This is a genomic window from Paenarthrobacter sp. AT5 (genome assembly GCF_032764245.1).
GTDB lineage: Bacteria > Actinomycetota > Actinomycetes > Actinomycetales > Micrococcaceae > Arthrobacter > Arthrobacter ureafaciens.
This window is the reverse complement of sequence record NZ_CP136441.1, coordinates 175,363-196,729: the sequence shown is the minus strand read 5'-3', so window position 1 is coordinate 196,729 and position 21,367 is coordinate 175,363. Positions and strand designations below refer to the sequence as shown.

18 protein-coding genes and 1 pseudogene are annotated in these 21,367 nt (G+C 60.0%); 9 read left to right on the top strand and 10 right to left on the bottom strand.

Annotated features, from left to right (window positions below):
* The first annotated feature begins 32 nt into the window (after positions 1-32).
* A complete protein-coding gene (locus RI444_RS00935; protein WP_144648874.1) occupies positions 33-725 on the top strand; it encodes a GntR family transcriptional regulator in 693 nt (230 codons plus the stop codon).
* A gap of 191 nt (positions 726-916) precedes the next feature.
* On the opposite strand, the gene RI444_RS00930 is transcribed toward RI444_RS00935, so the two are convergent.
* The 3 genes from RI444_RS00930 to RI444_RS00915 all read right to left on the bottom strand — a co-directional run bounded on the left by RI444_RS00930 (position 917) and on the right by RI444_RS00915 (position 4,587).
* Positions 917-1,108 carry a hypothetical protein gene (locus RI444_RS00930; RefSeq protein ID WP_207605256.1) on the bottom strand — a complete coding sequence of 64 codons (192 nt, stop codon included), beginning with the start codon at positions 1,106-1,108 and terminating at the stop codon, positions 917-919.
* 1,619 nt (positions 1,109-2,727) lie between these two features.
* Positions 2,728-3,534 (bottom strand): FadR/GntR family transcriptional regulator, encoded by an 807-nt coding sequence (locus RI444_RS00920; protein ID WP_207605257.1) that lies wholly within the window; start codon positions 3,532-3,534, stop codon positions 2,728-2,730.
* Positions 3,535-3,561: 27 nt separating this feature from the next.
* Complete coding sequence (locus RI444_RS00915; protein ID WP_144648879.1) at positions 3,562-4,587, bottom strand: threonine/serine dehydratase; 1,026 nt, start codon at positions 4,585-4,587, stop codon at positions 3,562-3,564.
* Between the two features lie 359 nt (positions 4,588-4,946).
* On the opposite strand from RI444_RS00915, the gene RI444_RS00910 reads away from it, so the two are divergent.
* The 5 genes from RI444_RS00910 to RI444_RS00890 all read left to right on the top strand — a co-directional run bounded on the left by RI444_RS00910 (position 4,947) and on the right by RI444_RS00890 (position 9,191).
* The gene (locus tag RI444_RS00910) at positions 4,947-5,465 is read left to right on the top strand and encodes a RidA family protein (protein WP_144648881.1); all 519 of its coding nucleotides are present in this window, start codon (positions 4,947-4,949) and stop codon (positions 5,463-5,465) included.
* A 277-nt stretch (positions 5,466-5,742) separates the two neighbouring features.
* Positions 5,743-6,477: an SDR family NAD(P)-dependent oxidoreductase gene (locus RI444_RS00905; protein WP_144648883.1), complete on the top strand. Its 735-nt coding sequence runs from the start codon at positions 5,743-5,745 to the stop codon at positions 6,475-6,477.
* 35 nt (positions 6,478-6,512) lie between these two features.
* A complete protein-coding gene (locus RI444_RS00900; RefSeq protein ID WP_242703175.1) occupies positions 6,513-7,919 on the top strand; it encodes an NAD(P)/FAD-dependent oxidoreductase in 1,407 nt (468 codons plus the stop codon).
* A gap of 81 nt (positions 7,920-8,000) precedes the next feature.
* Positions 8,001-8,705, top strand: a complete 705-nt coding sequence (locus RI444_RS00895) for a GntR family transcriptional regulator (protein WP_144648885.1) — start codon at positions 8,001-8,003, stop codon at positions 8,703-8,705.
* A gap of 180 nt (positions 8,706-8,885) precedes the next feature.
* Positions 8,886-9,191, top strand: a complete 306-nt coding sequence (locus RI444_RS00890) for a hypothetical protein (protein ID WP_144648887.1) — start codon at positions 8,886-8,888, stop codon at positions 9,189-9,191.
* 742 nt (positions 9,192-9,933) lie between these two features.
* Here RI444_RS00890 and otnC read toward each other — a convergent pair.
* From otnC to RI444_RS00870, 4 genes are all read right to left on the bottom strand, one after another.
* The gene (gene otnC / locus RI444_RS00885) at positions 9,934-10,563 is read right to left on the bottom strand and encodes a 3-oxo-tetronate 4-phosphate decarboxylase (protein WP_144648889.1); all 630 of its coding nucleotides are present in this window, start codon (positions 10,561-10,563) and stop codon (positions 9,934-9,936) included.
* Positions 10,560-11,846, bottom strand: coding sequence for a 3-oxo-tetronate kinase (gene otnK, locus RI444_RS00880; protein ID WP_207605258.1), 1,287 nt, complete (start codon positions 11,844-11,846; stop codon positions 10,560-10,562). The genes otnC and otnK overlap by 4 nt, the downstream gene beginning before the upstream one ends.
* A gap of 29 nt (positions 11,847-11,875) precedes the next feature.
* Positions 11,876-12,556, bottom strand: a complete 681-nt coding sequence (locus RI444_RS00875) for an aspartate/glutamate racemase family protein (protein WP_144648890.1) — start codon at positions 12,554-12,556, stop codon at positions 11,876-11,878.
* Between the two features lie 82 nt (positions 12,557-12,638).
* Positions 12,639-13,541, bottom strand: coding sequence for a LysR substrate-binding domain-containing protein (locus tag RI444_RS00870; RefSeq protein WP_144648892.1), 903 nt, complete (start codon positions 13,539-13,541; stop codon positions 12,639-12,641).
* A gap of 168 nt (positions 13,542-13,709) precedes the next feature.
* Between RI444_RS00870 and solA the strand changes: the two genes are divergently transcribed.
* From solA to RI444_RS00855, 3 genes are all read left to right on the top strand, one after another.
* Positions 13,710-14,894, top strand: a complete 1,185-nt coding sequence (gene solA / locus RI444_RS00865) for an N-methyl-L-tryptophan oxidase (protein WP_144648894.1) — start codon at positions 13,710-13,712, stop codon at positions 14,892-14,894.
* Positions 14,895-14,948: 54 nt separating this feature from the next.
* Complete coding sequence (locus RI444_RS00860; protein ID WP_144648895.1) at positions 14,949-15,620, top strand: HAD-IA family hydrolase; 672 nt, start codon at positions 14,949-14,951, stop codon at positions 15,618-15,620.
* A gap of 571 nt (positions 15,621-16,191) precedes the next feature.
* On the top strand, positions 16,192-17,082 hold the full coding sequence (locus RI444_RS00855; RefSeq protein WP_242703176.1) for a site-specific integrase: 891 nt from the start codon (positions 16,192-16,194) through the stop codon (positions 17,080-17,082).
* A 160-nt stretch (positions 17,083-17,242) separates the two neighbouring features.
* Here RI444_RS00855 and RI444_RS00850 read toward each other — a convergent pair whose 3' ends face one another.
* The 3 genes and pseudogenes from RI444_RS00850 to nhaA form a co-directional block, all read right to left on the bottom strand.
* Positions 17,243-18,841: a polyketide antibiotic transporter gene (locus RI444_RS00850; protein WP_316963910.1), complete on the bottom strand. Its 1,599-nt coding sequence runs from the start codon at positions 18,839-18,841 to the stop codon at positions 17,243-17,245.
* Positions 18,729-19,787, bottom strand: coding sequence for an ABC transporter ATP-binding protein (locus RI444_RS00845; protein WP_316963858.1), 1,059 nt, complete (start codon positions 19,785-19,787; stop codon positions 18,729-18,731). The genes RI444_RS00850 and RI444_RS00845 overlap by 113 nt, the downstream gene beginning before the upstream one ends.
* A gap of 163 nt (positions 19,788-19,950) precedes the next feature.
* Positions 19,951-21,326, bottom strand: a pseudogene (gene nhaA, locus RI444_RS00840) (Na+/H+ antiporter NhaA).
* Positions 21,327-21,367: the final 41 nt, after the last annotated feature.

The following is a 21,367-nucleotide window of genomic DNA, read 5'->3' as shown; positions in this document are numbered from 1 at the left end:
CGATGTGTCACAGAACGAGATGAGGGGATGTCATGGCGGCACCGGAGACGATGTTCGTATTGGAGGGCCGGCCTACTGCACAGTTGATCGCCGATCAATTAAGGGAGCTGATAGTCCAGGGAGCGTTCAGCCCGGGACAACAGGTCAATGAATCTGCGCTGGCCAGCCAGCTCAGCACCTCCCGGGGCCCTCTTCGGGAGGCCTTGCAGCGGTTGTGCCAGGAAGGAATTCTGGTCAGCAAACGGAACCGCGGGGTGTTCGTTGCCGAACTTTCCGAAGACGACATCCGCGAAATCTATGCGGTGAGGGAAGCTGTTGAGCTGGCTGCCGCCACTACGCTTCTTGACTCGGGACAAGACAAAATTTCCGACACCTGCCGTGTGCTTAAAGGAATCATCAAGAACATGGCAAAGCAGGTTGCCGCTTCCGACTGGCAGGCGCTGGCCCGGCTGGACATGGAATTCCACACTGCCTTTGTCTCCGGCACGGGGAACACGCGGCTCATCAGGATCTACCAGACCCTGGCAGCGGAGACGCGGATGTGCATCCTCAGCCTGGAAGTTGCCTACCCCCGCATAGACGCGCTCGTCCAGGAGCACCAATTGATCCTCGACCATCTGGAAGCTGCGGATCGCCAAGGCCTGCAAAAGGCCATCAAACGGCACATGAAAAAAGCCGTGGAAGACCTGACCTCCACGCCGGAAGTGACGGAAATTACCGCCTAGCAACTCCCGCCCGCGGAACACTGAGGCGTCAGCATCCAAACTGAGCCTTGAAAAGGGCCTCTGCCTGGTATGGACCGGGCAGAGGCTTTTCTGCGCATAGCCCTAGTAATTGTCAACAATTTACGATAGTCTTAAGCGTGACTTTCTCTGACTCTTCCAGTGCCCGAAGCAGGCGAACTGCGCTTTGGACCTCACTTGAACCAGGCGACAACGTACTGCTCCGCATGCACGGGTTTGTTCATCATCGAGGCACCGTAGATGACCGCACCCAGGACGGATCCACGATTTGGGTTATAGACCGGCTTGGGGATCGGAGGTTGTTCCACATCGAGGATGATCTTGAGCTTGACCTGGCGCCACGCACTTAGACTGTTCCGGCCCAAATCGAGGGAATCTTGCAGGAGTAGCGTCTGGTTGAAACACTAGTCCCTGCGGACGACTGCGTGATGCTCCGCCGCCGCTTCCAAGAACCCCACGTCCGTCGCCAGGGTCCGAACCCCCATCCGCTGAACATCTCGGGCGACACAATCCTGCCGCTACCACAACGGCTCTGCATGGCCGCGGGACAACGCCGTCATCGCTGCCGGTAACTGGCTTCATCAACGAAGCTCAGCGCATCGCTACTGCCCTATTTGGAGGCAGCCGACTACTCAGGCGGCCTTCCTGAACTTTTCTGCGGTTTCAGTCGGGACAACTACGGTGAACCGGATCCCCGCCAGCCTGCCTGCTCGCCGCAAGCGTGGGTCGCAACCACTCCCAGCCAGCTGATCACCAGTCTCATGCGCTACAACGCGCACGTCTCTCGCGGCAGATTCTGGATGAAGCGGCACCTCCCACCCCCCTTTGGCGATCTGCACACGACCCAACGCCCCCCACAGCCGAGGGGACGAATGGCGATCGGCATCACCGGCTCCATGCCCGAAGTACGGGGGCCTCCTGAAGGCATGGTGTTCCACCGAGGGCGCCGTCCATGGATGGCCGAGTTTGTGGAAGAGGCATCACACAAGTATTGAGGACGGGCTTGAACTGCTCAAGGAAACCGGGGTCAAAGCGCGCCGGAGCGCCCAGGTGCCTGGGCGGGCTTGAGGATCCACAGGACAGCTGTCCCACCCACTGCCGGCATAATCTCACCTTTGACTATCAGCCTGGGCATTGCGTCGCTTCCAGCGGCGGTCCACCAACCCGATACAGGGCAATAGTGCCCTGTTCGCGATGTCTCGCTTCGTGTCCCGAGCATTCCACACACTGGCCGCTTCTTCATGGCAAACCTTTCGTCTACGCGGGCCCGAACCCGCTGGCTTCGGAAGTGCTCTCATTCTAACAATTGTCAACAATTGACGATAGTCCTTTGGTTGGAATACGTGTTTGCGCGAGGCGTGCACCTTAGGGCTGCACTATTTGCCTGGGTACCAATAACGCGCCGATTCTGCCGGGGCAGACCTCGCATGGAGAGCGGCGGACCCGGTCGGGCGGCGAGGGATCCAAGGGCGTGCAAGACCACGCCTGGGCCAGAGCGCGAATCAACTATGTCGAGGACGAGGGTGTGGAGCAGTGGTACTGGTCCGCCGTTCGCTGGCCAAGAGAGACTAACTCGCCTGTTTCATCTGCCACGCGCCCGCGTCACCCTAACCAGATGGCCTGTTTCGCCGGGAACCGCTGGGCCATCGAGGAAACCTTCCAGACTTCGAAAGGCGAGGCGGGGATGGACGACTATCAGGTCCGCCAATATACGGGCCACTCCCGGCCTAACACCTTCTCGATGCTCGCCTAAGAATTCCTCACCGCAGTCAAGGGCAAGGAAGGGGCCCCGCAATCGGACTGGAAGGGCCTCGGAACACTCTCTTGGCCCAAGCTCCGGCGTCGTACCACTTTGCCTGAGTAAGCATCCCCCAGACCCGGGATCCGTCCTGCACCGCTCACAGTGGCGCCAAAAACATCCAACACCGACATGCGAACACCAGTACCGTAAATGACAAACGTGCCAATACACGCGACTGTGGTACTAGTTCGAGACGGTCCTAGTGAGCGGGCCCGGTTGGGGAACGACGCTGGGCAGGGTTGCAGCGTCCCGGAAGAGCAGGGTCTTGTAATCGGCATATTCCGGTGTGTCGATGTAGTCGAAATGTGTGCGCATCGCAGCTCGGGCAAGCTCGGCGTCACCGGATTCGAGGGCGGTCACGATTGGTTCGTGTGCCTCCACATCCCACATGTCGGTTTTGTCGGTCTCGGGAGGCAGTGAACTGCCGAGGATCAGCCCTTGGAGTGGGGGCAGGATGAGTTCCAGGACCGGCAGGCGGAGGGCTTTGACGATGGCCAGGTGGAAGTTCGAATGTGCGATGTGCGCATCTTTCCACTGGGAGTTCTTAACCGCTGTTCGAAATTGCTCGAAGAAGCCACGAATCCTCGCGAAATCGTCGGGTGTTCCTATGTGGGCGACTTCCGCGGTGATGGCCCCCTCAATCATGCGCCGGGCTTCCATGACCTCGCCCATTTTCAGATCTGATCTGTGTAGTCGCAGTGCGAGGGCACGGAGCAGCTGATTATCGTCTGGGCTGGTCACAAAAATACCATGACCTTGGCGAACTGCGATGAGCCCCAGGGATGAGAGAGTGCGCAATGCGTCGCGGACAACGGACCGGGAAACTCCCAGACTCTCGCACAGCTCCGCTTCTGTTGGGAGCCGACTGTCCGCAGCGTAGTCGCCGCGCACGATGGCACGCTGCAAGTGATCCACGATCTGATCACTGAGCTTCATATGTACCTCTTCACGTGTTCTTGTGCGGTCCGCCCGCCTGGGGTGGTCGATCATAAGCCTATTGGTCACCGTAGTGGCGTATCAGGTGCCCACTATCGAAACGAACGTCTCTAAGTCGATGTTGCCTCCGGTCGCCACCGTAACGGTGGTCCCGGCTGGGAGTTTCTGAGAGTGCTGGAGAACGGCGGCGGTCGCGACTGCGCCGCTTGGTTCGACGATTATTTTGGCGTGCTCTGCCAGCCAGCGCATGGCAGACACGATGGAGTCATCGGACACGGTGACCACATCATCGACGAGGAATTTGATGTGTTCCCAGGGCAGATCGCCGACCATTGGAGAGCGCAGTCCGTCAGCGATTGTCCGCCGCGTCTGTTCCCTGGTCCAGGCCACTCGGCGGCCCACAGCAAAGCTCTCTGCGAGATCTCCCGCCAGCTCTGGCTCTACGACGATGACCTTCGCGCTGGGGCGGTGCTTTTTTATTGCCGTTGCTACGCCGGCGGCAAGTCCGCCACCTCCGACGGGAACTAGGACTACATCCAGACCTTCGACCTGCTCCAGTAGTTCCAGTCCGATTGTTCCCTGGCCGGCAATCACCTGCGCGTCGTCAAAGGGAGGGATAAAGGTCATCCCACGTTCTGCAGAAAGATGCTCCGTGTGAGTCACTATCTCGTCGGGGGGCAGAAGTAGGACGGTTGCACCCTCGGACTTGGTCTGGCGGACTTTGAGCATCGAGGCTGTCTCGGGCATGACCACGGTTGCGGGAATCCCCGCGCGCCTTGCAGCAAATGCCAGCGCACGCCCATGGTTTCCGGCGGAGTAGGTAATGACGCCCTTGGTTGACTCGCTGGAGTCAAGTGCTGCAATGGCGTTGGCGACGCCTCGAAGCTTGAAGGAACCCGTTCGCTGCAATGCCTCGGCTTTCACCCAGAGGGCATCCCCGGTGGACGGATTTGGCACCGAAAGGACCGGGGTGCGCAGACATGCTCCGCTTATACGCTGTCGAGCTTGATTGAGGTCCTGCACGCTGATAAGCGTCTCAGGCCATTCCGCCCCCGGCACCTTAGCGGTCTGGGCTTGAACGCCGCCTTGCGACTCAAAGTTGCTCATGTCCTACTCACCCTCTGCTGGCCCGGAATACCTAATACGTATGATTGTTGACTATTCAAGGTAGGAAAACAACTAGCAGATTTGAGCACTGAGCAGTCTTGCGGAGCTTTTGGGATAAGGGTACGCTGATTGAAGATTGTCAACAATCATACATATCATCTTGGGCGTGTCTTTCTGAAGACGACTGAACGATTGGCCAGAGAGGGTCTTTAGGCTCATGTCGTAACAACCCCAGCCAACGAATTCGTTCAGCTTCACTGGAGGATTGCTCGGACGATTGACTTCGTGCCGAAGGGCTTACGGCTACACCAAGCTGGAGCAGGACTTTCAATCATGATTCATAGAGAGGTGGTTACAGCATGAGCCCTCCATTGCCGCAAACGGTCAAGGGTGACACTGCCGTGGAAAGGTTGGCTAACCTCGGACTGGAGCTACCCCTAGTGGCTGCCAATGCGTACTACGTGGACCACAACACGGTCGGGGAAAGCATACACATTTCGGGCCAACTGCCCTTCAGGAACGGCAAGCTGCTGGGTCAAGGCATCGTTGGCCGCGACGTTGACCTGGAAACAGGCAAAGAGTTGGCCCGTCATGCCGCGCTGAATTGCCTCGCTGCCGCTGTCCAGGCAGTAGGGGACCTTGACAAGGTCCGGGTGGTTCAAATGTTGGTGTTCGTGGCCAGCCTGCCGGACTTCGGTCTACAGTCCAAGGTCGCGGAAGGGGCGAGCGAATTGCTCATCGAGGTGCTGGGCGAGAATGGACGGCACTCCCGCACCGCCATCGGAGTCGCTGGACTGCCTTTGAACACCCCTGTCGAGATCCAGATGATCTGCGCGGCCGCTTCTCAGGGCCCAACCTGCTCTTCCGAGTCTGGATAAGGCTTCAACAGGCTTTAGAAAACTTTGTTCGCCAGAAAGTGCTTCAACAAGGACCTGAGATCAAGGAAGGGGGCATAGGAATCAATGCGGGCAATCTGGCGGTGCGGAAGTGTTCGCCTCGGCCGGCCTTGATGTCATCTTCATCGCTTTTTCACCCGGGGTCTTGCACAGGTACCACCGCGGAACGCGGGACCCGTCGAAGCCTGCGGCTAACCACATCGGGTACGACTCCCCCGGGTCTGCCCCACTTGAGAAACCCCAACTAGGAGAATCAGACATGAGACTCGATAAAGTAACAGCTTTGGTCACAGGTGCCAATAGCGGAATCGGACAAGCGGTGTGTTCCCAATTCCGACGCGAAGGGGCACGCCTTCTGCTCACCGGTCGCAGGGAACAGATCGATGGTGCGCAACCCGGGGACCTCTATGTCCCTGGAGACCTTAATACCGAAGTTTTCGTAGAAAGCCTCGCGCGGGAGGCCGCCGAGACCTACGGCACCGTTGACGTCGTCGTGCTCAACCATGGCTTGCAGGTCAGCGGTCCGCTGACGGAGATGTCCTATGAGGACGCGAAGAACACGCTTCACAGCAACCTCTTGAGCTCGTTCCTGGTGATGAAGCACTTCGCACCGCTGATGCCCGCCTCCGGTGGTTCGTTCGTCCTGATCAGTTCACGGCTCGGCATGGTGGGCAAGCCCGAGGAAGTCCTGTATTCCGCGGCTAAGGGCGGGCTGATCATGCTTGCCAAGGGTGCGGCGATCGAGTGGGCTGAGCGGAATATCCGTGTGAACGTCGTCGCCCCGGGACTGACCGCCACCCCGATCATTGAAGAGTCCTTCCAGCGCAGGGAAGACCCTGAGGCCTACCGTCGGCAGCGCGAGGGGCAGATTCCACTTCATCGTCTCGCCACACCCGAAGAGGTAGCAAACGCCGTTGTCTTCATGGCGTCATCGGAGTCCTCTTACATCACCGGGGCGGTCTTGCCCGTCGACGGCGGATACACCGCTGCCTGAACACCTCAACGCTTCAACAAACAATAAGGACAACAATGACAGCCCTTGCAGCAGAACCCCGGAACGGAGAGCTCGGCTTTTGGATGGCCGGACTCGCGGACAAGAGGCCCTCATACCCCCGTTTCACCGGGGAAGGTTCAGTAGACCTGGCCATTATCGGCGGCGGCTACACGGGACTCTGGGCAGCGTACTTCGCCAAGAAGCTCGAGCCCTCACTCTCGGTCGCGGTTTTTGAAGCGGAACAGATCGGCTACGGCGCGTCCGGCCGGAACGGCGGGTGGCTCTCTGCAATGCCAGCCGGTAACCGTGCCAAGTTCGCCCGCGCGTCCGAAGGCGGCATTGAGGCGAGCCGTGCACTGCAGCAAGAGTTTATAGCCGCTGTCGATGCCGTCATGGAAATCCTTCACGCCGAAGGCATTGATGCGGATCAGATTAAGAGCGGTGCGCTGATAGCCGCCCACACCAAGGCCGGGCTCGGCCGACTGGCTGCCAGGCGGGACGCCGAGCGCAAGTACGGATTGACCGACGAGGACGTCTACCTGCTCACCCGTGAAGAATTCCAGAAGGAAGTCAACATCTCCACAGTCCACGGCGGAATGTTCTACAAACATTGCGCCCGGATTCATCCAGCGAAACTCGTCTACGGACTCGCTGACACCATCACCCGCATGGGAGTGAGCATCTACGAGGGCAGCCGGATAGGAGCCATAGACGGCCACAGTCTCACTCTGGACGGCGGTCGGGTCACTGCCGCCAAAACGTTCGTTTGCACCGAAGGGTACTCCGGACAGCTGCTCGGGAGCAGGAGCCTCATTCCGATCAATTCTTCGATGATCGTGACCAAGCCGTTGCCAGAGGAGGCGTGGCAGCAGATTGGCTGGAACGGGCCGCAGAACCTCAACGACTCCGCGCACACCTTCATCTATTCACAGCGAACGGCAGATGGCCGGATCGCCATCGGCGGCAGGGGCCGGCCGTACCGCTACGGCTCCGGCACGGGGGGCGCAGGCGCGACTGCCCAATCCACAATTGACCTGCTGACCACCAAGCTTGGCGCCTTCTTCCCAGGCATCAACTTCGAAGTGGACCATGCCTGGTCCGGAGTCCTGGGTGTCACCCGCGACTGGAACGGCGGTGTGCAATGGGACTCAGCATCCGGAATAGGGTCCTCGACAGGCTACGCAGGACACGGCGTGACAGCGGCCTATCTGGGCGCTAGGACGCTGGCCGAACTGGCCTTTGACAGGACGACGGAACGAACCTCACTTCCCTGGGTGGGATATCGCGCACCGAAGTGGGAGCCCGAGCCCCTTCGCTGGCTGGGAGTCCACAGCATGTACAGCCTCTTTGGCTTCGCGGACCGGTGGGAAGAGCGCAGGGATTCCACAGAGACCTCCCTCCTGGCCAAATTCGGCAGCAGGCTCGCCGGACTCCACGAATAGCGGTCCGCGCCCAACGGTTCATCCCGGCAATGGCTGTTAAACCAAACGCAGTACGCATTCGCTGAAACGAGGAGGCTATCAATGGCCGCAACGAAAAGACGGTTTGCGCTGGAAGGGAGACCGACGGCGCAGCTGATTGCGGACCACCTGCGCGAACAAATCGTCCGAGGAACCATCCGACCTGGACAACAGATCAATGAATCCCTCGTGGCGAGCCAGCTCAACACGTCCAGGGGTCCCCTCCGGGAAGCACTTCAACGCCTGTGCCAGGAAGGGATCCTTATCTATCGGCGCAACTACGGGGTATTTGTCCTGAAGATTGAACCGGAGGACCTTAGGGAAATCTACTCGGCCCGGGAAACTATTGAGTCCGCCGCTGCCTGCATCCTCTTGGATCGTGGCCCGGGAAGCGTCCTGCACGCCATCGAAATCCTAAAGAAGATTGTAGGCGGTATGGCAAAGCATGCGGCCGATTCCAACTGGGAAGCCATCGCCGGGCTGGACATGCAGTTTCACTCATCTTTCGTTGCCGCAGCGGGGAATTCCCGTCTGGACCGCATCTACACGTCGCTGGCAACTGAATCACGGATGTGCATCCTGAATTTGGAAGTCTCCTACCCCAAAATGGAAGTCTTGGTGGAAGAACATCAAAACATCCTTGATCTGCTGGAAGCTGGTGACAGGGAAGGCCTCCTCGCATCCATCAGACGACACATCCAAAAGGCAGCCGAGCACCTCATTGCTGCCCAAGAAAGGCAAGACAGCCCCTTGGGCCGGACATCGTGAAACGCAGTTGGCTGCACCTCCAAACGTCTTGCCCAGCCGCGGCTGAACCCCCGACAAGGTGAAGGGGCCAGTTTTGTAGTTTCGACCGAATGCCGAAGTCATCGCTTCTCTGCCCAACCACCTCGGATCTGGCGGCTCCAATTGCTACCTAGTCCCAAACCTCATGCACGACATCAGCAGTTGCAGGCCGGGATCAGCAGTTGCGCAGAACGTATCACCGGCTGGATCACAAGTGTCGTTGCCAGCAACACCAAGCGCATCGAGCTACTGATCATCAACGAAGTCGTGCGGCTCACCAGCACCATCCTCTCGGAACTCAGAGGACACACGACTGCAGCAGCTTCGGGTGAAATTGCGGCACGCTTCGCCGAGGTAATTCGGCGCTCGGGATTCCAAAGTGCCATCTCACCCATCACTGAGAAGGTCATCGGCGACATGAATGAGTGGTGGAACCGGCCACAGCCGGGGCCACCCGATGTTTGTTGATGCTATGCACCACGAGGTCTGCGACGGGCAGCGCACATACCGGCAAGGTCTACGTCGCTTCGGCGTCACGGTCAACGGAGAACTGGACATACTTGGCGGTGCGGCGGGGGCGGCGGCGAAGAGGCAAAGTTCTGACTCTCTATACTGACCGTAAGACTCGAGCGTGGAGGACGTCTGCATCACGGTCTGCGACGGGCGCAAGGACCTGCCGGAGGCCATCACCGGTCTGGTCCCTGGCGGCGGTCCAAACCTGCATCATTCACCTGAACTGGGTCCCTTCCGCTACCCCCACCCGGCAATACTGGGACGAAATGTCTCCTTCCACCACACCCCCAGAGGTAGGAGCAAAGAACCACTCGAGGAGTTCTCCACAATCTCGGCCGATATACACCATAGTCATCGGCTGGGGCGAACGCCTGGAGCGAGTTCGTGCCCTGACTAGGCTAGACGTGGAAATCTGCCGGGTCATCTGCACCACCTGTGCCATCGAATAGGTCAAGGACCACTACCATGGAGCCGCACGATGGCAGTCGGCCCTGAATGCCTTCGCCAGCGCCTTCGACGGAAGAATCGCCTAGCTGCCTGCAGCAGATGCCACCAAGATCGGACAATCCTGCACGATGCTGTACGACGATGGCTATGTCGTCGTTGTTGAGACATATGAGTGTTCCCCTGAGATAACCCTCAACCAATTTGCCATCTTTCCACCGGATCAGAAGATGTGATCCGATGCGCACCCTTCCTAGGTGCTGCTCGCGTGGAGTTGGGCCACATGGGCTGGTTGGAGGGGTCGTGTGGCGTGGCCCTGAAGGAGAAAGAACAGTCGTGCTGTTTCTTCTACTTCCTCAACGGCGTCCACTGCCTTTGCCAGGGAAGGCGCGGAAACGATCGGTCCGTGGTTGGCCAGCAGCAGGGCACGGCTCGATGCCGCGGCTTTTTCGGCTACCCCTGCCAGTCCTTGGTCTCCCGGTGCAAAATATGGCAACCGGACAAGCCGTCCAACCCTCATTACAAAGTACGCCGTCAAAGGTGGCAGAACGTCACCCTCGTCCAGGTCCTCTAGACATGAAAGGGCAGTGGCATAGGGGGAATGCAGGTGGACTGCGGCCTTGTCCTCAGGCCTGGCTAGGTACATCGCTAGGTGCAGGAATGCCTCTTTTGAGGGGCTGGCCCCGGACATGTGTTCGCCGGTGTCGGAGACCCTGGCCAGATCGTCTGTTCTGAGGTCACCGAGGGAGGCGTTGGTGGGGGTGATCAGCATTCCTCCGTCCACGCGTGAGCTGAGGTTTCCGGAGGTTCCTCGGGTCAAGCCTCTTTGGTGCAGGGACCTGGCCAGTCGAACGAGTTCAGTGCGGATTTCCGTTTCGGTCACCGGTTGTGCTCCCACGCATCAAGGAAGAGGGTACGCGTTCCGAGGTTTCCGGATTTGAGTAGGATGGCCAGCCCCGGCCCGGTTTTCGTTGTCAGCCATGGCACGCCTGGAGAGACCTCTTTCCCGACACGGGCCGTGGTGATGCCGAGCCTGCGGACTACAGCGCCGGAGGTTTCTCCGCCAGCGACTATGAGTTGGCGGACACCCAAGGCGACGAGTCCTTCGGCGATAGCGGAAAGGCTGTCTTCGGTTATCTGCGCCGCCCGGGCCTGGCCCAGTTCCTCTTGAGCCCTCGAGACTTCCTGTGGAGTGGTGGTTGAATGGATCAGGATGGGTCCGTCCGCGAGATTTTCGCGCGCGAACAGCAGCGCTTCGCCGACGACGTCCCGTCCTTCTGCGGCGGCCACGGGGTCCACCAGGAAACAGGGACGGGACTGCCGGAATGTGTCGATCTGGACGTTCGTCATCTCCGAGCAACTGCCTGCGATGACGGCGGCCGGGCCTGATGGCCGGGCGTCGCGCCTCGAGTCTGGCGTGTCGCGGAGCCCAAGGGCAACAGCAAGTCCTCCGACGAGCCCAGAGCCGCCGGTGACAAGCGGGTGCTGGAGCGCTGCGGCGCCCAGCACGGCGAGGTGGCGGTCAGTCAGTGTGTCGATGACGGCGTAATGGACACCTTTGTCGCTCAGGCTCCGGAGTCGGGATTGAACTGCCGAAGTACCGGCTTCCAGAACGCTGTAACCGATGTGCCCCACGACGTTTCTAGTTTGGGCTTGGAGCAGCCTTGGCACGCTCGAGTCCGTCATCGGCGTCAGCGGATGGTTGCGCATGGATGATTCCTGCAAGAGGTCCGTGCCTGCGAACAACACGCCGTTGTACACGGTCCGCTGTAGTGCCGGGGTTCCGGGAGCGACGACAGTGACTTGGCCTGCGGGAACGAACTCTTTGCGAAGGGCATCTGCTACGGGGCCGATGTTGCCTTCGGGGGTTGAGTCGAACGTTGAGCAGTATTTGAAGTAGAGCTGCTGAACGCCTCGGGACCTGAGGGCACGTGCCGCCACCAGCGACTCTTTCACTGCCTCAGCGGCGGGAACGCTGCGGGTCTTCAGGGAAACCACTATGCAGTCAACGTTGTCCAACTGCATCAAGGAGTCGGGGATGCCGAAGGTCTGTACTACCCGCATTCCGGCGCCGGCAAGAGTGCCGGCCACATCCGAGGCTCCTGTAAAGTCGTCGGCGATAACTCCCAACCATGGGGCATCCGTATTCATTTGAGTGGTTGACATGGTGATGTCCTTCTCGGGTAGGGACGGTGCTACGAGTCTTTGGAAGGAAAAAGACCACTGAGCTGGGCCACCCCGGAGTCGGGGGAAGCAAGAACAGTGGGTCCGTCGGGCGAGACCAGGGTTTCGTTAAGGACCCGGGCCATTGACGCCTGGGCGAGAACGACGACGTCGCACTCCCCTGCCAGCTCAGAGAACGCGGCGAGCACCAAACTGTCGTGTTTCCCGCGGTCACCTGCGCGCAGGGCGTCGAAAGCGCCCCCGACTATCCGGGGGTTGATAGTGGGCTTTTTGTTCTGCTCTTTGGCTGAGTCTTGCACGAGTCTGGTGGTCGGTCCCAGTGTTGCGGACAGGGTCGCGAGCACGCCTATCCTCTCGCCGGTCAGTACGGCCTGCTTTGCCATTGGAGCGTCAATGCGCAGGACAGGGATGGAGACGAAGTCAGTGGCGGCGGTGGCCGCTTCGCCGATGGAGGAGCAGGTCACCAACAGGGCCTGGGCGCCGGATTCTTCGGCGTAGCGAGCATAGTTGACCAGCCGGCGCCGAACATGTCCGGGCGTTGTTCCAAGGGCAATCGTGTCGTGGAGCAATGACTCGTCTACGTAGTGCATGACCCGTAGGCCGGGAACGGCATCCTTTGCCTTGGCTTCCATGTCCGGTACCAGGCCGGGCACCGTGTGCAGCATGGCAATGGTGTTCAGGGGCAGGTTCATGTTTTTCAGAATAAGACACAAGAAGATGCCAATTAAGGGAGCTTGGTAGAAGGCATTGTTTCCAATAGGGCAAGAAGAATGTTTATGCGCCTATTCTCGCGGCGAGGCCGTGTCGGAGGTGCTCAATGGCTGCACCGATCCGGCGTGGGGTCCTGTCGGTGGAGGGATAGAGGGCGTAAATATCGGCGCTGGGTGTGGGGACATTCGGGAGGACCTGCTGCAGCACTCCTTGGTGAATCAACGGGTTGACGTGCCAAGTGGAACGCATGATCAGGCCATGTCCTTGCATACACCAGTCGGTCACCACATCTCCGTCATCGCTGATCATGCTGCCGCTGACGTCTACGTATTCCTGCCCCCTCTCCCCAAAGCGCCACAATGAGTAGTCGCCGTTGTTTTCCCGTAGGACGATGCAGTTGTGTCTTTCGAGGTCCCGGGTAGTCCGCAGCGGTGCGGCGTTGTCCAGGTAGCTGGGCGCCGCACACACAATCCTGCGGTTCCGCGCAAGAAGCTTTGCCTTGAGCCTGGAGTCCGACAGGCCTCCAACGCGAATGGCGATATCGAAGTTGGTACCCGAAATGTTCAACGGCAGCGCAGAGAGCTCCAGGTCTACCCGGACCAACGGATGCTGCCGGGCGAACTCCCCCAGCAGCGGCGCAATATGCTTACGTCCAATACCCAGGCTCGAATGCACAGTGATGCTGCCTTTGAGCTCACCATGCTGAGTGGACAGTGCTTCTTCAAGATCAGTCTTCTGTTGCAAGATGGCCAAAGCGCCTGCCGCATAGAGCTGCCCCTCTTCAGTGAGGGTCAGCCGGCGGGTGCTGCGCCTGATTAGTTGTACCCCCAGGCGCGCTTCCAGTGCACTGAGGCGTTTACTCACCGCTGACACTGACTTTCCCCAGTTTCTGGCAGCTTCAGTAAGGCTCTGGGAACGGGAGATTTGTTCAAAAAAATCCAGATCGTCGATCGAGGTGAGGTCCATGACTACTTCTTTCGTTTTTGGAAACAATGTATTCCCTAACGGCCTATTAATCATAAGCTTCTTGTGTCTTATGCTGATCTGACTGGAAGCACAGCCGAAGTAGCGCCCTCCAACGGGACACCACGAATTGGCATTACGGCGTGCAGTATGGGAAGCAAGGTATAACGCGTGAGTACACTCGAAACGGACGTCGTCATCGTCGGAGTCGGCTCGGTAGGGAGCATGGCAAGCTGGCAAATCGCCTCCCGTGGTCAGCGGGTTATCGGAGTAGACAGGTTTTCCATCCCTGGACCGTTCTCTGCCTACGCTGGCGAATCGCGCATGTTCCGCAAGATCTACGCCGAAGGCGGGCATTACACACCACTTTTGCAAAGGTCACAGGATCTGTGGCGAATTCTTGAAAAAAACACCGGAACCCGCCTGCTCAACACTACCGGCGCTGTCACGATCTACGACGAGCACAATCCACGGTTGGCCTCGCTCCTTGCAGCAGGAAAGAACAATGGCCTTGACTACGAGGTGCTCCGGGGTGACGAGGCCAGGACAAAGTATCCCGAACATGTATTCAGGGACACTGACGTCACCATCTTCGACCCTGATGGCGGGTATGTAAGTTCAGAGAAGGCCGTGACCGCCGCACTCACCGAAGCTACCCGGCTTGGTGCCAAATTCCTGGGGGACCGGAAAGCCCACAGCGTTGAACCCTACGGTGACCGGTACATCGTGCGCACCGATCGAGAAGAAATCATCGCTTCCCGGGTAGTGCTCTCGCAGGGAAACGGTGCCGGCCCAGTATGCAAGGACCTCGGTGTTCACCTTTCAGTCCTGCCACAGATCCTGACGTGGTTCCCCATAGTGGACCCGGCTGCGTTCTGCAGGGCAGACATGCCGGTCTTCGTAAGGAGGGCAGAGGAGAAGGGCAGGTCGGACAAAACCCAATTCTACGGTTTCCCCAGCGCAGATGGTTGGACGGTGAAAGTCGTCGCGAGCATATTCCTGGACGAGGTTGAATCCATGGAAAAGCCCCCGACGTGGGATCCCCGGCACTTGGATACGATCCGGGCGTGGGTCCGGGAATTCATGCCAGGACTGATTCCGGACCCCGTAAGGGTTGCCACATGCGCGGACGGTCATTTACCTGATACGACCGCGTTGTTCGGCCCAATACCCGGGATGGAAGGCGTCATCGTGGCCGCTGGATTCTCCGGCCACGGCTTCAAGATGGCTTCCGGGCTCGGAGCTATCGCAGCCGAACTCCTGCTGGACGGAACAACCGCAACAGACGTCAGCTTCATGAACCCCGGCAGGTTCCTCGGACCGGATACCCGACTCACCTCCTTGGCTCTGAGCTGAGGAAAACCGGTTCGACCACGAAAAGTAACAGCAACAACAACGAACGGATTAATCATGGCAAACACAAACTTCCGGCCGAAGTACATCTCTTACGACGTCTACGGCACGCTGATCAATTTCACCATCTATCCCACAACCCAGCGCCTGCTCGATGGCCGGATACCGGATGAGCAGTGGCTTGCCTTCAAGAAAATCTTCCGCGCATACCGGTTCGACGAGATCAAGGAATACAAGCCCTACGAGCAGGTCCTTCAGAATGCCTTTGACCGCGCATGCAAGCGATTTGGCATTGGACCGACCCCTGGTGCCGGCGCAGCCCTCGCTGAGGCTGTTCGGAACGCAGTAGCCCACGAGGATGTACCGGCGCCCCTGAAGCTCCAAGGTGACAATTTCAAGCTGGTGGCTTTGTCCAACGCCGACGACAGCTTCCTGGACATCAGCATTCCCAAACTCGGTGCAGATTGGCACGCGGTCTTTACCGCTGAGCAGGCCGGGGCCTACAAGCCACGCCTCCAGGCGTTTGAATACATGCTGGACACCCTGAACGCCAAGCCTGAGGACTTCCTGCATGTCTCCGCGCACCCACTGTATGACCACATCCCGATGTACAACCTGGGCTTCCGAGACCTCGTTATGCTGGACCGCGGCGCTGAACCCTTCACGGAAGGCTACAACATCTTCACAGTGAAGTCCCTGGACGAGTTGAACAAGCACCTCGGTCTCTAGACTCCCTTCGCCGCAAACTTTTCGAACTTTCTACATAACCGGGCCTGTTGGAGCTGCTCCAACAGGCCCGGTTGCTGTGTCTCCCCGACCAGCTACACAGCAGGCGTTCATGGGCTAGAGAATCAGCTGCATCCGAGTGTTCTGTCTCATAACAGTGGAATTCGTATAACCAAGCACGGACGGTCCAGCTAATCACTTCAGATCGACCACACAGTCCCGCTCGGAGAAACACACGAACTCATCGATGACACGACCGGTCGTATGCCCGGGGATCTATCTCGTTCAGTTAAGGAAGCAATTCCTCACACGAACCTGCAACGCTTCTAACCTGTCTATCTCATGAGACACCACCGAGGAAAGAACGACGTATGGGTGCTTATCGGCGTTGAAGTAGGACGAGTAGAAGTAGATGAGAGAACCCGTCCCATCCCGCTTTCTCGTGTTTTCGCAGGTCAGGTAGGCGTTGCAGTACTGAAGCGCCATGGGCTTGTCGCGAGTGAATGCGCGAGGCCGTGCGGCTCGGCGACGTAATCTCTCATTAGATGAGAGAATTTTGCGTACAGTTAGGTCGGTGAGCATCGAACCTGGGCGGATTCCGTCCTTTCTAACCAACGTGAATGTCGGGCTGCTGCGTGCCGAGGACCGCGTCTTTGAAGCGATGCTAGATGGCTGGCGGGCGCAGATGCTGGCACGCGGGCTGTCGACGTCGTATATCAAGAGCTCGTGCGGGACGGTCCAGCGGTTTCAGGAGCATGCGAATGAGTACCCGTGGACGTGGTCGGCGCATCACGTGGATGAGTTCCTGGCGGACCGGCGGAGCTCCGAGAAAGGTTTGGCGTTATCGACGCTGCGGGCTAATTCCGGGGCTATCAGGGCGTTCTGCTCATACCTGACTGATGGGCGCTACGGTTGGGCGGCGTTCTGCGAACGGGTTTTCTCGGACATCCCGGTGCAGGTCGTATTCGAGTGGAACTCGCCCCGGCATACAACGGATGATGCGATGCCGGCACGCCGCCGGGCGTTTACCAGGGCCGAGCTGCAGGCGTTCTTCGACGCCGCCGACGACTTGGTGGACACTGAGTTTGCCAAGGGATCCAAGCGCTGGCTTCCAGCCTTGAGGGACTCGACGGCGTTCAAGGTCGCTTACGCCTACGGGCTGCGGCGGCGTGAGCTGGCGATGCTCGAATATGTCGACTTCGGGCCCAACCCGCACGTTGAGTCTTTCGGCCGGTTCGGGGCGCTCCAGGTGCGCTGGGCCAAGGGAACCAAGGGCTCAGGCCCCCGCCGACGCACGGTTCTGACTGTCCCCGAATTCGATTGGGTCGTCGGGCTCCTTGAGTATTGGCTCTCCCCTGACGGCCGGAAACGTTTCCCCACCGCCGACCGGTCAGCCAGCCTGTGGCCCTCGGAACGCTCCGGCTCCACTGTTTTCCGCAATTTGACCGCTCTTTCCAGCGGGTGAGGAAAATCGCCGGGCTCCCGGAGGAACTTTCCCTGCACACGTTGAGGCATTCGTACGTGACGCACCTGATCGAGGCCGGCTCGAGCTGCGCGGTACGGCCTTGAACGCGCCGCAGTGCAGATCGTCCGTGGACGATCTGCACTGCGAACAATAAAGCCTCTTATGGGACGGCGAGGTCTCTGCGGTAGATAGCGCGGCCCGCGAGCGCAGCCACTATGAGGGCCGTACCGGACATAAGCAGGGCGCCCTGGAGGTTGAAAGTTTCGACCGGCATGGCCGAGGAATGCCGGAACGGGCTAAGGTCCCGGAGCCAGGCGGGCAGGCCGAGAAGTTCGCCGAACTGTGCGAGGACGAGCGCGACCCCCAGTGCCGCCCACCCGACGGGGCTGGATAATCGGGGCGTGAAGGCGAACACGAGCGCGGTGAGCGCTGGGAACACCAGTGCTGCAGGGACGTGCGCCAGGGACGCGGCCACCACTATGTCCGGGCTGCTCCCGCCTGCTTGTGAGACCGCAAGCACTGTGGCAGCCACGGCGCCGGTGATGACAGGAATGGCGGCAGTGGAGAGCGCTGCGACGGCCAAGGTGCCTGTAAGCCAGCGGATGCGTGGTGTGGGCACTGACAGCAGCAGTTCGGCCCGCCCTTCGACTTCTTCAACCCGAAGCCGGAGCACGGCCTGGATACCGGCGGCAGCTGCCATCACACCACCAAGGCCAAGCATGGCGGTGGTGAACAGGTCGATCATGTTGGCTTTGACGGGGACTAGCCGGGATATCAGCTCGGCGATTGAGGGGTTTCCTACGAGGGCGTCCCTGATCACCGGCCCCAGCGCTCCGGCCACCAGACCCAGCACGGCCGCCGTGAAGCACCACCCAACCAGTGTTCCCCGCTGGAGCCGCCATGCAAGGCCCATCACGGACCTTATGCCCGGCCCTGCGCGTTCGGGACCGTTATCTCGTGCGTGGATGTAGCTGTCCCCCAGGTCCCTGCCTTTTCTGAGTGTCACGGCAACTGCCGCCAAAACCAGTGCGGCGCCAGTGAGAACTAGCAAGGGAGACAGGTCTGTATCCGTATAAGGACGGATACGTTGGCCCCAGCCGATGGGTAAGAACAGCGAGGGCCACCCTGGGACAACGCGCAACATGGACTGATCCGGGGTGCCAAGGGAGTCCCCCGCGCCACGCATCAGATATGCCACCCCGACTAATGCCGCTGCCGTACCGTTAGCGCTTCGGGCCGAGGGCATGATCTGCGCGACCCCCGCAGCAGCTGCGGTGAAAAGCAGTCCCACTCCTCCGACAGCTGCTCCCGCCAGCAGGGAACCGCGAACAGGAAGACCTGCCGCAATGAATCCCACCGCGACAGTAAGAGCCAGCATGGCGTTGGCTGATAATCCCAGTAGCAGGGCTGCGTACAGGGGCGCCGGGCGAGGCACTGGGGTGGAACCGATGAACTCTGCACGGCCTTGGTCTTCGTCATCGCGGGTGTGGCGGATGACCAGGAACGTGCTCATCAGCCCCGCGAGGACCGCCATAAAGGAATAGCCCTGAAAAAAGGTGACCGCCCCGGTGCTGATGCCGTCCGGCAGTCCGCGCAGGAACAGGAAAGCCGGGCTGGCAGCCGCAACCGTGATCAGGGCAGCGCGTTCATTGTCCGCCCCGAACTGGGTGGATATGGCGGTCGCTGCCGCGAATCCCAGCCCTGCGATGCCTCCGATCCAAACAGCTAGTTCCCAACGGTCCCTGCGTGCTTGAAGCAGGGCCAGTGTGCCGACAGCGCTCATCACCGTGCCTCACTTTCCTTGCCCGGATTTGGTCGCCGTAGTGGCGCAGGAACAACTCCTCCAAAGACGGAGGCGCGGCCGTGATCGCGGTGATTCCGGCTGACGCCAAGGCATCCAGGACAGAGTGCAGATCCGCAGTGTCGGCGTCGAAAACAATGGTCGATCCGTCAACATGCAAGTCCCGGATACCCGGCCACGCAGCAAGCGAGTGCGGGTCTGCGGTCGTGGTGACTTGGAACCTGGTGCGGGTCAGGTGCCGCAATTCCGTGAGGGTTCCGGTTTCGACCGCGGCCCCGGACCGGATGATCGTGACTCGGTCACAGAGCTGTTCCACTTCGGCCAAAACATGGCTCGATAGCAGGACCGTAGCCCCATCCGCTTTGACCCGGCGGATATGCCGCCGGAACGCAGCGTCCATGACGGGGTCCAGCCCGGAACTGGGTTCGTCCAGAAGATAGAGCCTGGCCGGGCGGGAAAACGCAGCGATCAGGGCCGCCTTCTGTCGGTTTCCCTTTGAGTAAGTTCGCGCCTTCTTCGAAGGATCAAACTCAAACTCGTCGATGAGCTCCCGGCGCAGGGCCTCATCGACTCCGCCGCGGAGCCCGCCGAGCAGGTCTATCACTTCCCCGCCGGTCAGGTTAGGCCAGAGCGTCACATCTCCCGGGACGTAGGCAATGTCCCGGTGCACTGCTACGGGATCAACCCATGGGTCAGTCCCGAAAACATGCACCAAACCGGAAGTGGGTCGGATCAACCCGAGGAGGATGCGAAGGGTCGTCGATTTTCCCGCGCCGTTGGGACCGAGGAAGCCGTGAACCTCGCCGGCACGGACGGACAGCTCCAGCCCTGAAAGGGCAACGGTACTGCCGAAGTTCTTGACGAGACGGGAAATCTGGATGACAGAAGAGGGATGTGTGCGCATGGCCGGACACGTTCCTTTGGGTCGCAGTGATCACGCCCCGGCGGTAGCCGCAGCGAACCGCACGCCGTCACGCGTGTGGGCCGACCAGGCTTCCCGGCTCTCCAAGCGACATACTACAATCGCCGTACAACGCGCGGAAGAGCCGGCCCAGGCACTACAAAGGTCACGGTTTTGGCTGGTTAGCGGCGCCACCAACGTTGTTCTGTGGTTTGTCTTGCTGGTAGACGTCGGGGATGCCGTCATTGTTGGCGTCAGCTGTTTCTTCGGCTTCAGCCATGCGGTAGTAGCGGTTTCTGGTGCTGAGCACTGCCGCAGCGAGCAGCGCTGCCACGAGGGATGCGGCAAGGATCGCAACTTTCGCGTGGTCATCATGGGGATTGCCCTGCCCGAAGCTTAGCTCTGCAACCAGTAAGGAGACAGTGAACCCAATCCCGGCCAGCATCGACACGCCCAGCACATCGATCCACGCCAGTGACTTGTCCAGTGCGGCCCGGGTGGCTTTGGTCAGGAGCCATGTAGTCGTCAGGATCCCGACGGGTTTTCCGACCACCAAGGCGATTATGATGCCCGCAGCGACCGGGTCGGTCATGGCCGATGCCAGTCCGTCCCATCCTCCCAGGGCCACCCCTGCGGAGAAGAAAGCGAAGACCGGCACAGCGATACCGGCGGAGATGGGCCGGAAGCGGTGTTCGAAGATCTCGGATAACCCCGGACCGGCGGTTGGGCCGCCGCTTGCTTTGGAGCGGATGACCGGTACGGCCAAGCCCAGCAAAACACCAGCGACTGTGGCGTGGATTCCCGAGGCATGGACAAGCGCCCAAGTCACAACGCCCAGAGGCAGCAGGATCAGCCACGCAGCGGCAGCTCTGGTGCCGAAGAATCGACGGTACTTCTGCGCCAGGAACGCGTAGACCCCAAGTGGTATGAGTGCCATAACAACGGGGCCGGTTGGATGTCGGTGGAGTAAAAGACAGCGATGATGGTGATGGCGATCAGGTCATCGACCACGGCCAAGGTCAGCAGGAATATCCGCAAAGCGCCGGGAAGGTGGGAGCCGATGATCGCCAAGACGGCGACCGCAAAGGCGATGTCTGTTGCCGTTGGGATCGCCCATCCACGCAGCGTTTCCGGGCTGGCTGCGTTGACGAGGGCATAGATGAGAGCCGGTACCACCACGCCGCCGACCGCCGCAGTGATCGGGACGACGGACTTACTGAACTCCCGCAGGTCGCCGGCAACAAACTCGCGCTTAAGCTCAAGACCGACCAAGAAGAAGAAGATCGCCAGCAACCCATCGGCCGCCCAGGCGCCCAGGCTCAACTCAAGATGCCACGGTTCGTACCCGATCTTGAAGTCGCGCAGTGCAAAGTAACTCTCCGACGCCGGCGAATTTGCCCACACCAACGCGATCACGGTGGCAACGACCAACAGTGCGCCGCCGACGGTCTCTTTCCGGAGGATCGCACCGATACGCAACGATTCCGAATAACTGCCACGACCAAGGATTGAGGGCCGGGCACCGGCAGGTGGCAAAGGCATGGGATGCTCCTAAGCAAGACGACAAGTAACCATGCCGAGCA

Bases quoted from the DNA above. Each gene is read 5' to 3' on its own strand.
- RI444_RS00935 (WP_144648874.1), top strand. From the start codon at position 33: ATGGCGGCACCGGAGACGATGTTCGTATTGGAGGGCCGGCCTACTGCA.
- RI444_RS00920 (WP_207605257.1), bottom strand. From the start codon at position 3,534: ATGATCGACCACCCCAGGCGGGCGGACCGCACAAGAACACGTGAAGAG.
- RI444_RS00915 (WP_144648879.1), bottom strand. From the start codon at position 4,587: ATGAGCAACTTTGAGTCGCAAGGCGGCGTTCAAGCCCAGACCGCTAAG.
- RI444_RS00910 (WP_144648881.1), top strand. From the start codon at position 4,947: ATGAGCCCTCCATTGCCGCAAACGGTCAAGGGTGACACTGCCGTGGAA.
- RI444_RS00905 (WP_144648883.1), top strand. From the start codon at position 5,743: ATGAGACTCGATAAAGTAACAGCTTTGGTCACAGGTGCCAATAGCGGA.
- RI444_RS00900 (WP_242703175.1), top strand. From the start codon at position 6,513: ATGACAGCCCTTGCAGCAGAACCCCGGAACGGAGAGCTCGGCTTTTGG.
- RI444_RS00895 (WP_144648885.1), top strand. From the start codon at position 8,001: ATGGCCGCAACGAAAAGACGGTTTGCGCTGGAAGGGAGACCGACGGCG.
- otnK (WP_207605258.1), bottom strand. From the start codon at position 11,846: ATGTCAACCACTCAAATGAATACGGATGCCCCATGGTTGGGAGTTATC.
- RI444_RS00875 (WP_144648890.1), bottom strand. From the start codon at position 12,556: ATGAACCTGCCCCTGAACACCATTGCCATGCTGCACACGGTGCCCGGC.
- RI444_RS00870 (WP_144648892.1), bottom strand. From the start codon at position 13,541: ATGGACCTCACCTCGATCGACGATCTGGATTTTTTTGAACAAATCTCC.
- RI444_RS00860 (WP_144648895.1), top strand. From the start codon at position 14,949: ATGGCAAACACAAACTTCCGGCCGAAGTACATCTCTTACGACGTCTAC.
- RI444_RS00845 (WP_316963858.1), bottom strand. From the start codon at position 19,787: ATGCGCACACATCCCTCTTCTGTCATCCAGATTTCCCGTCTCGTCAAG.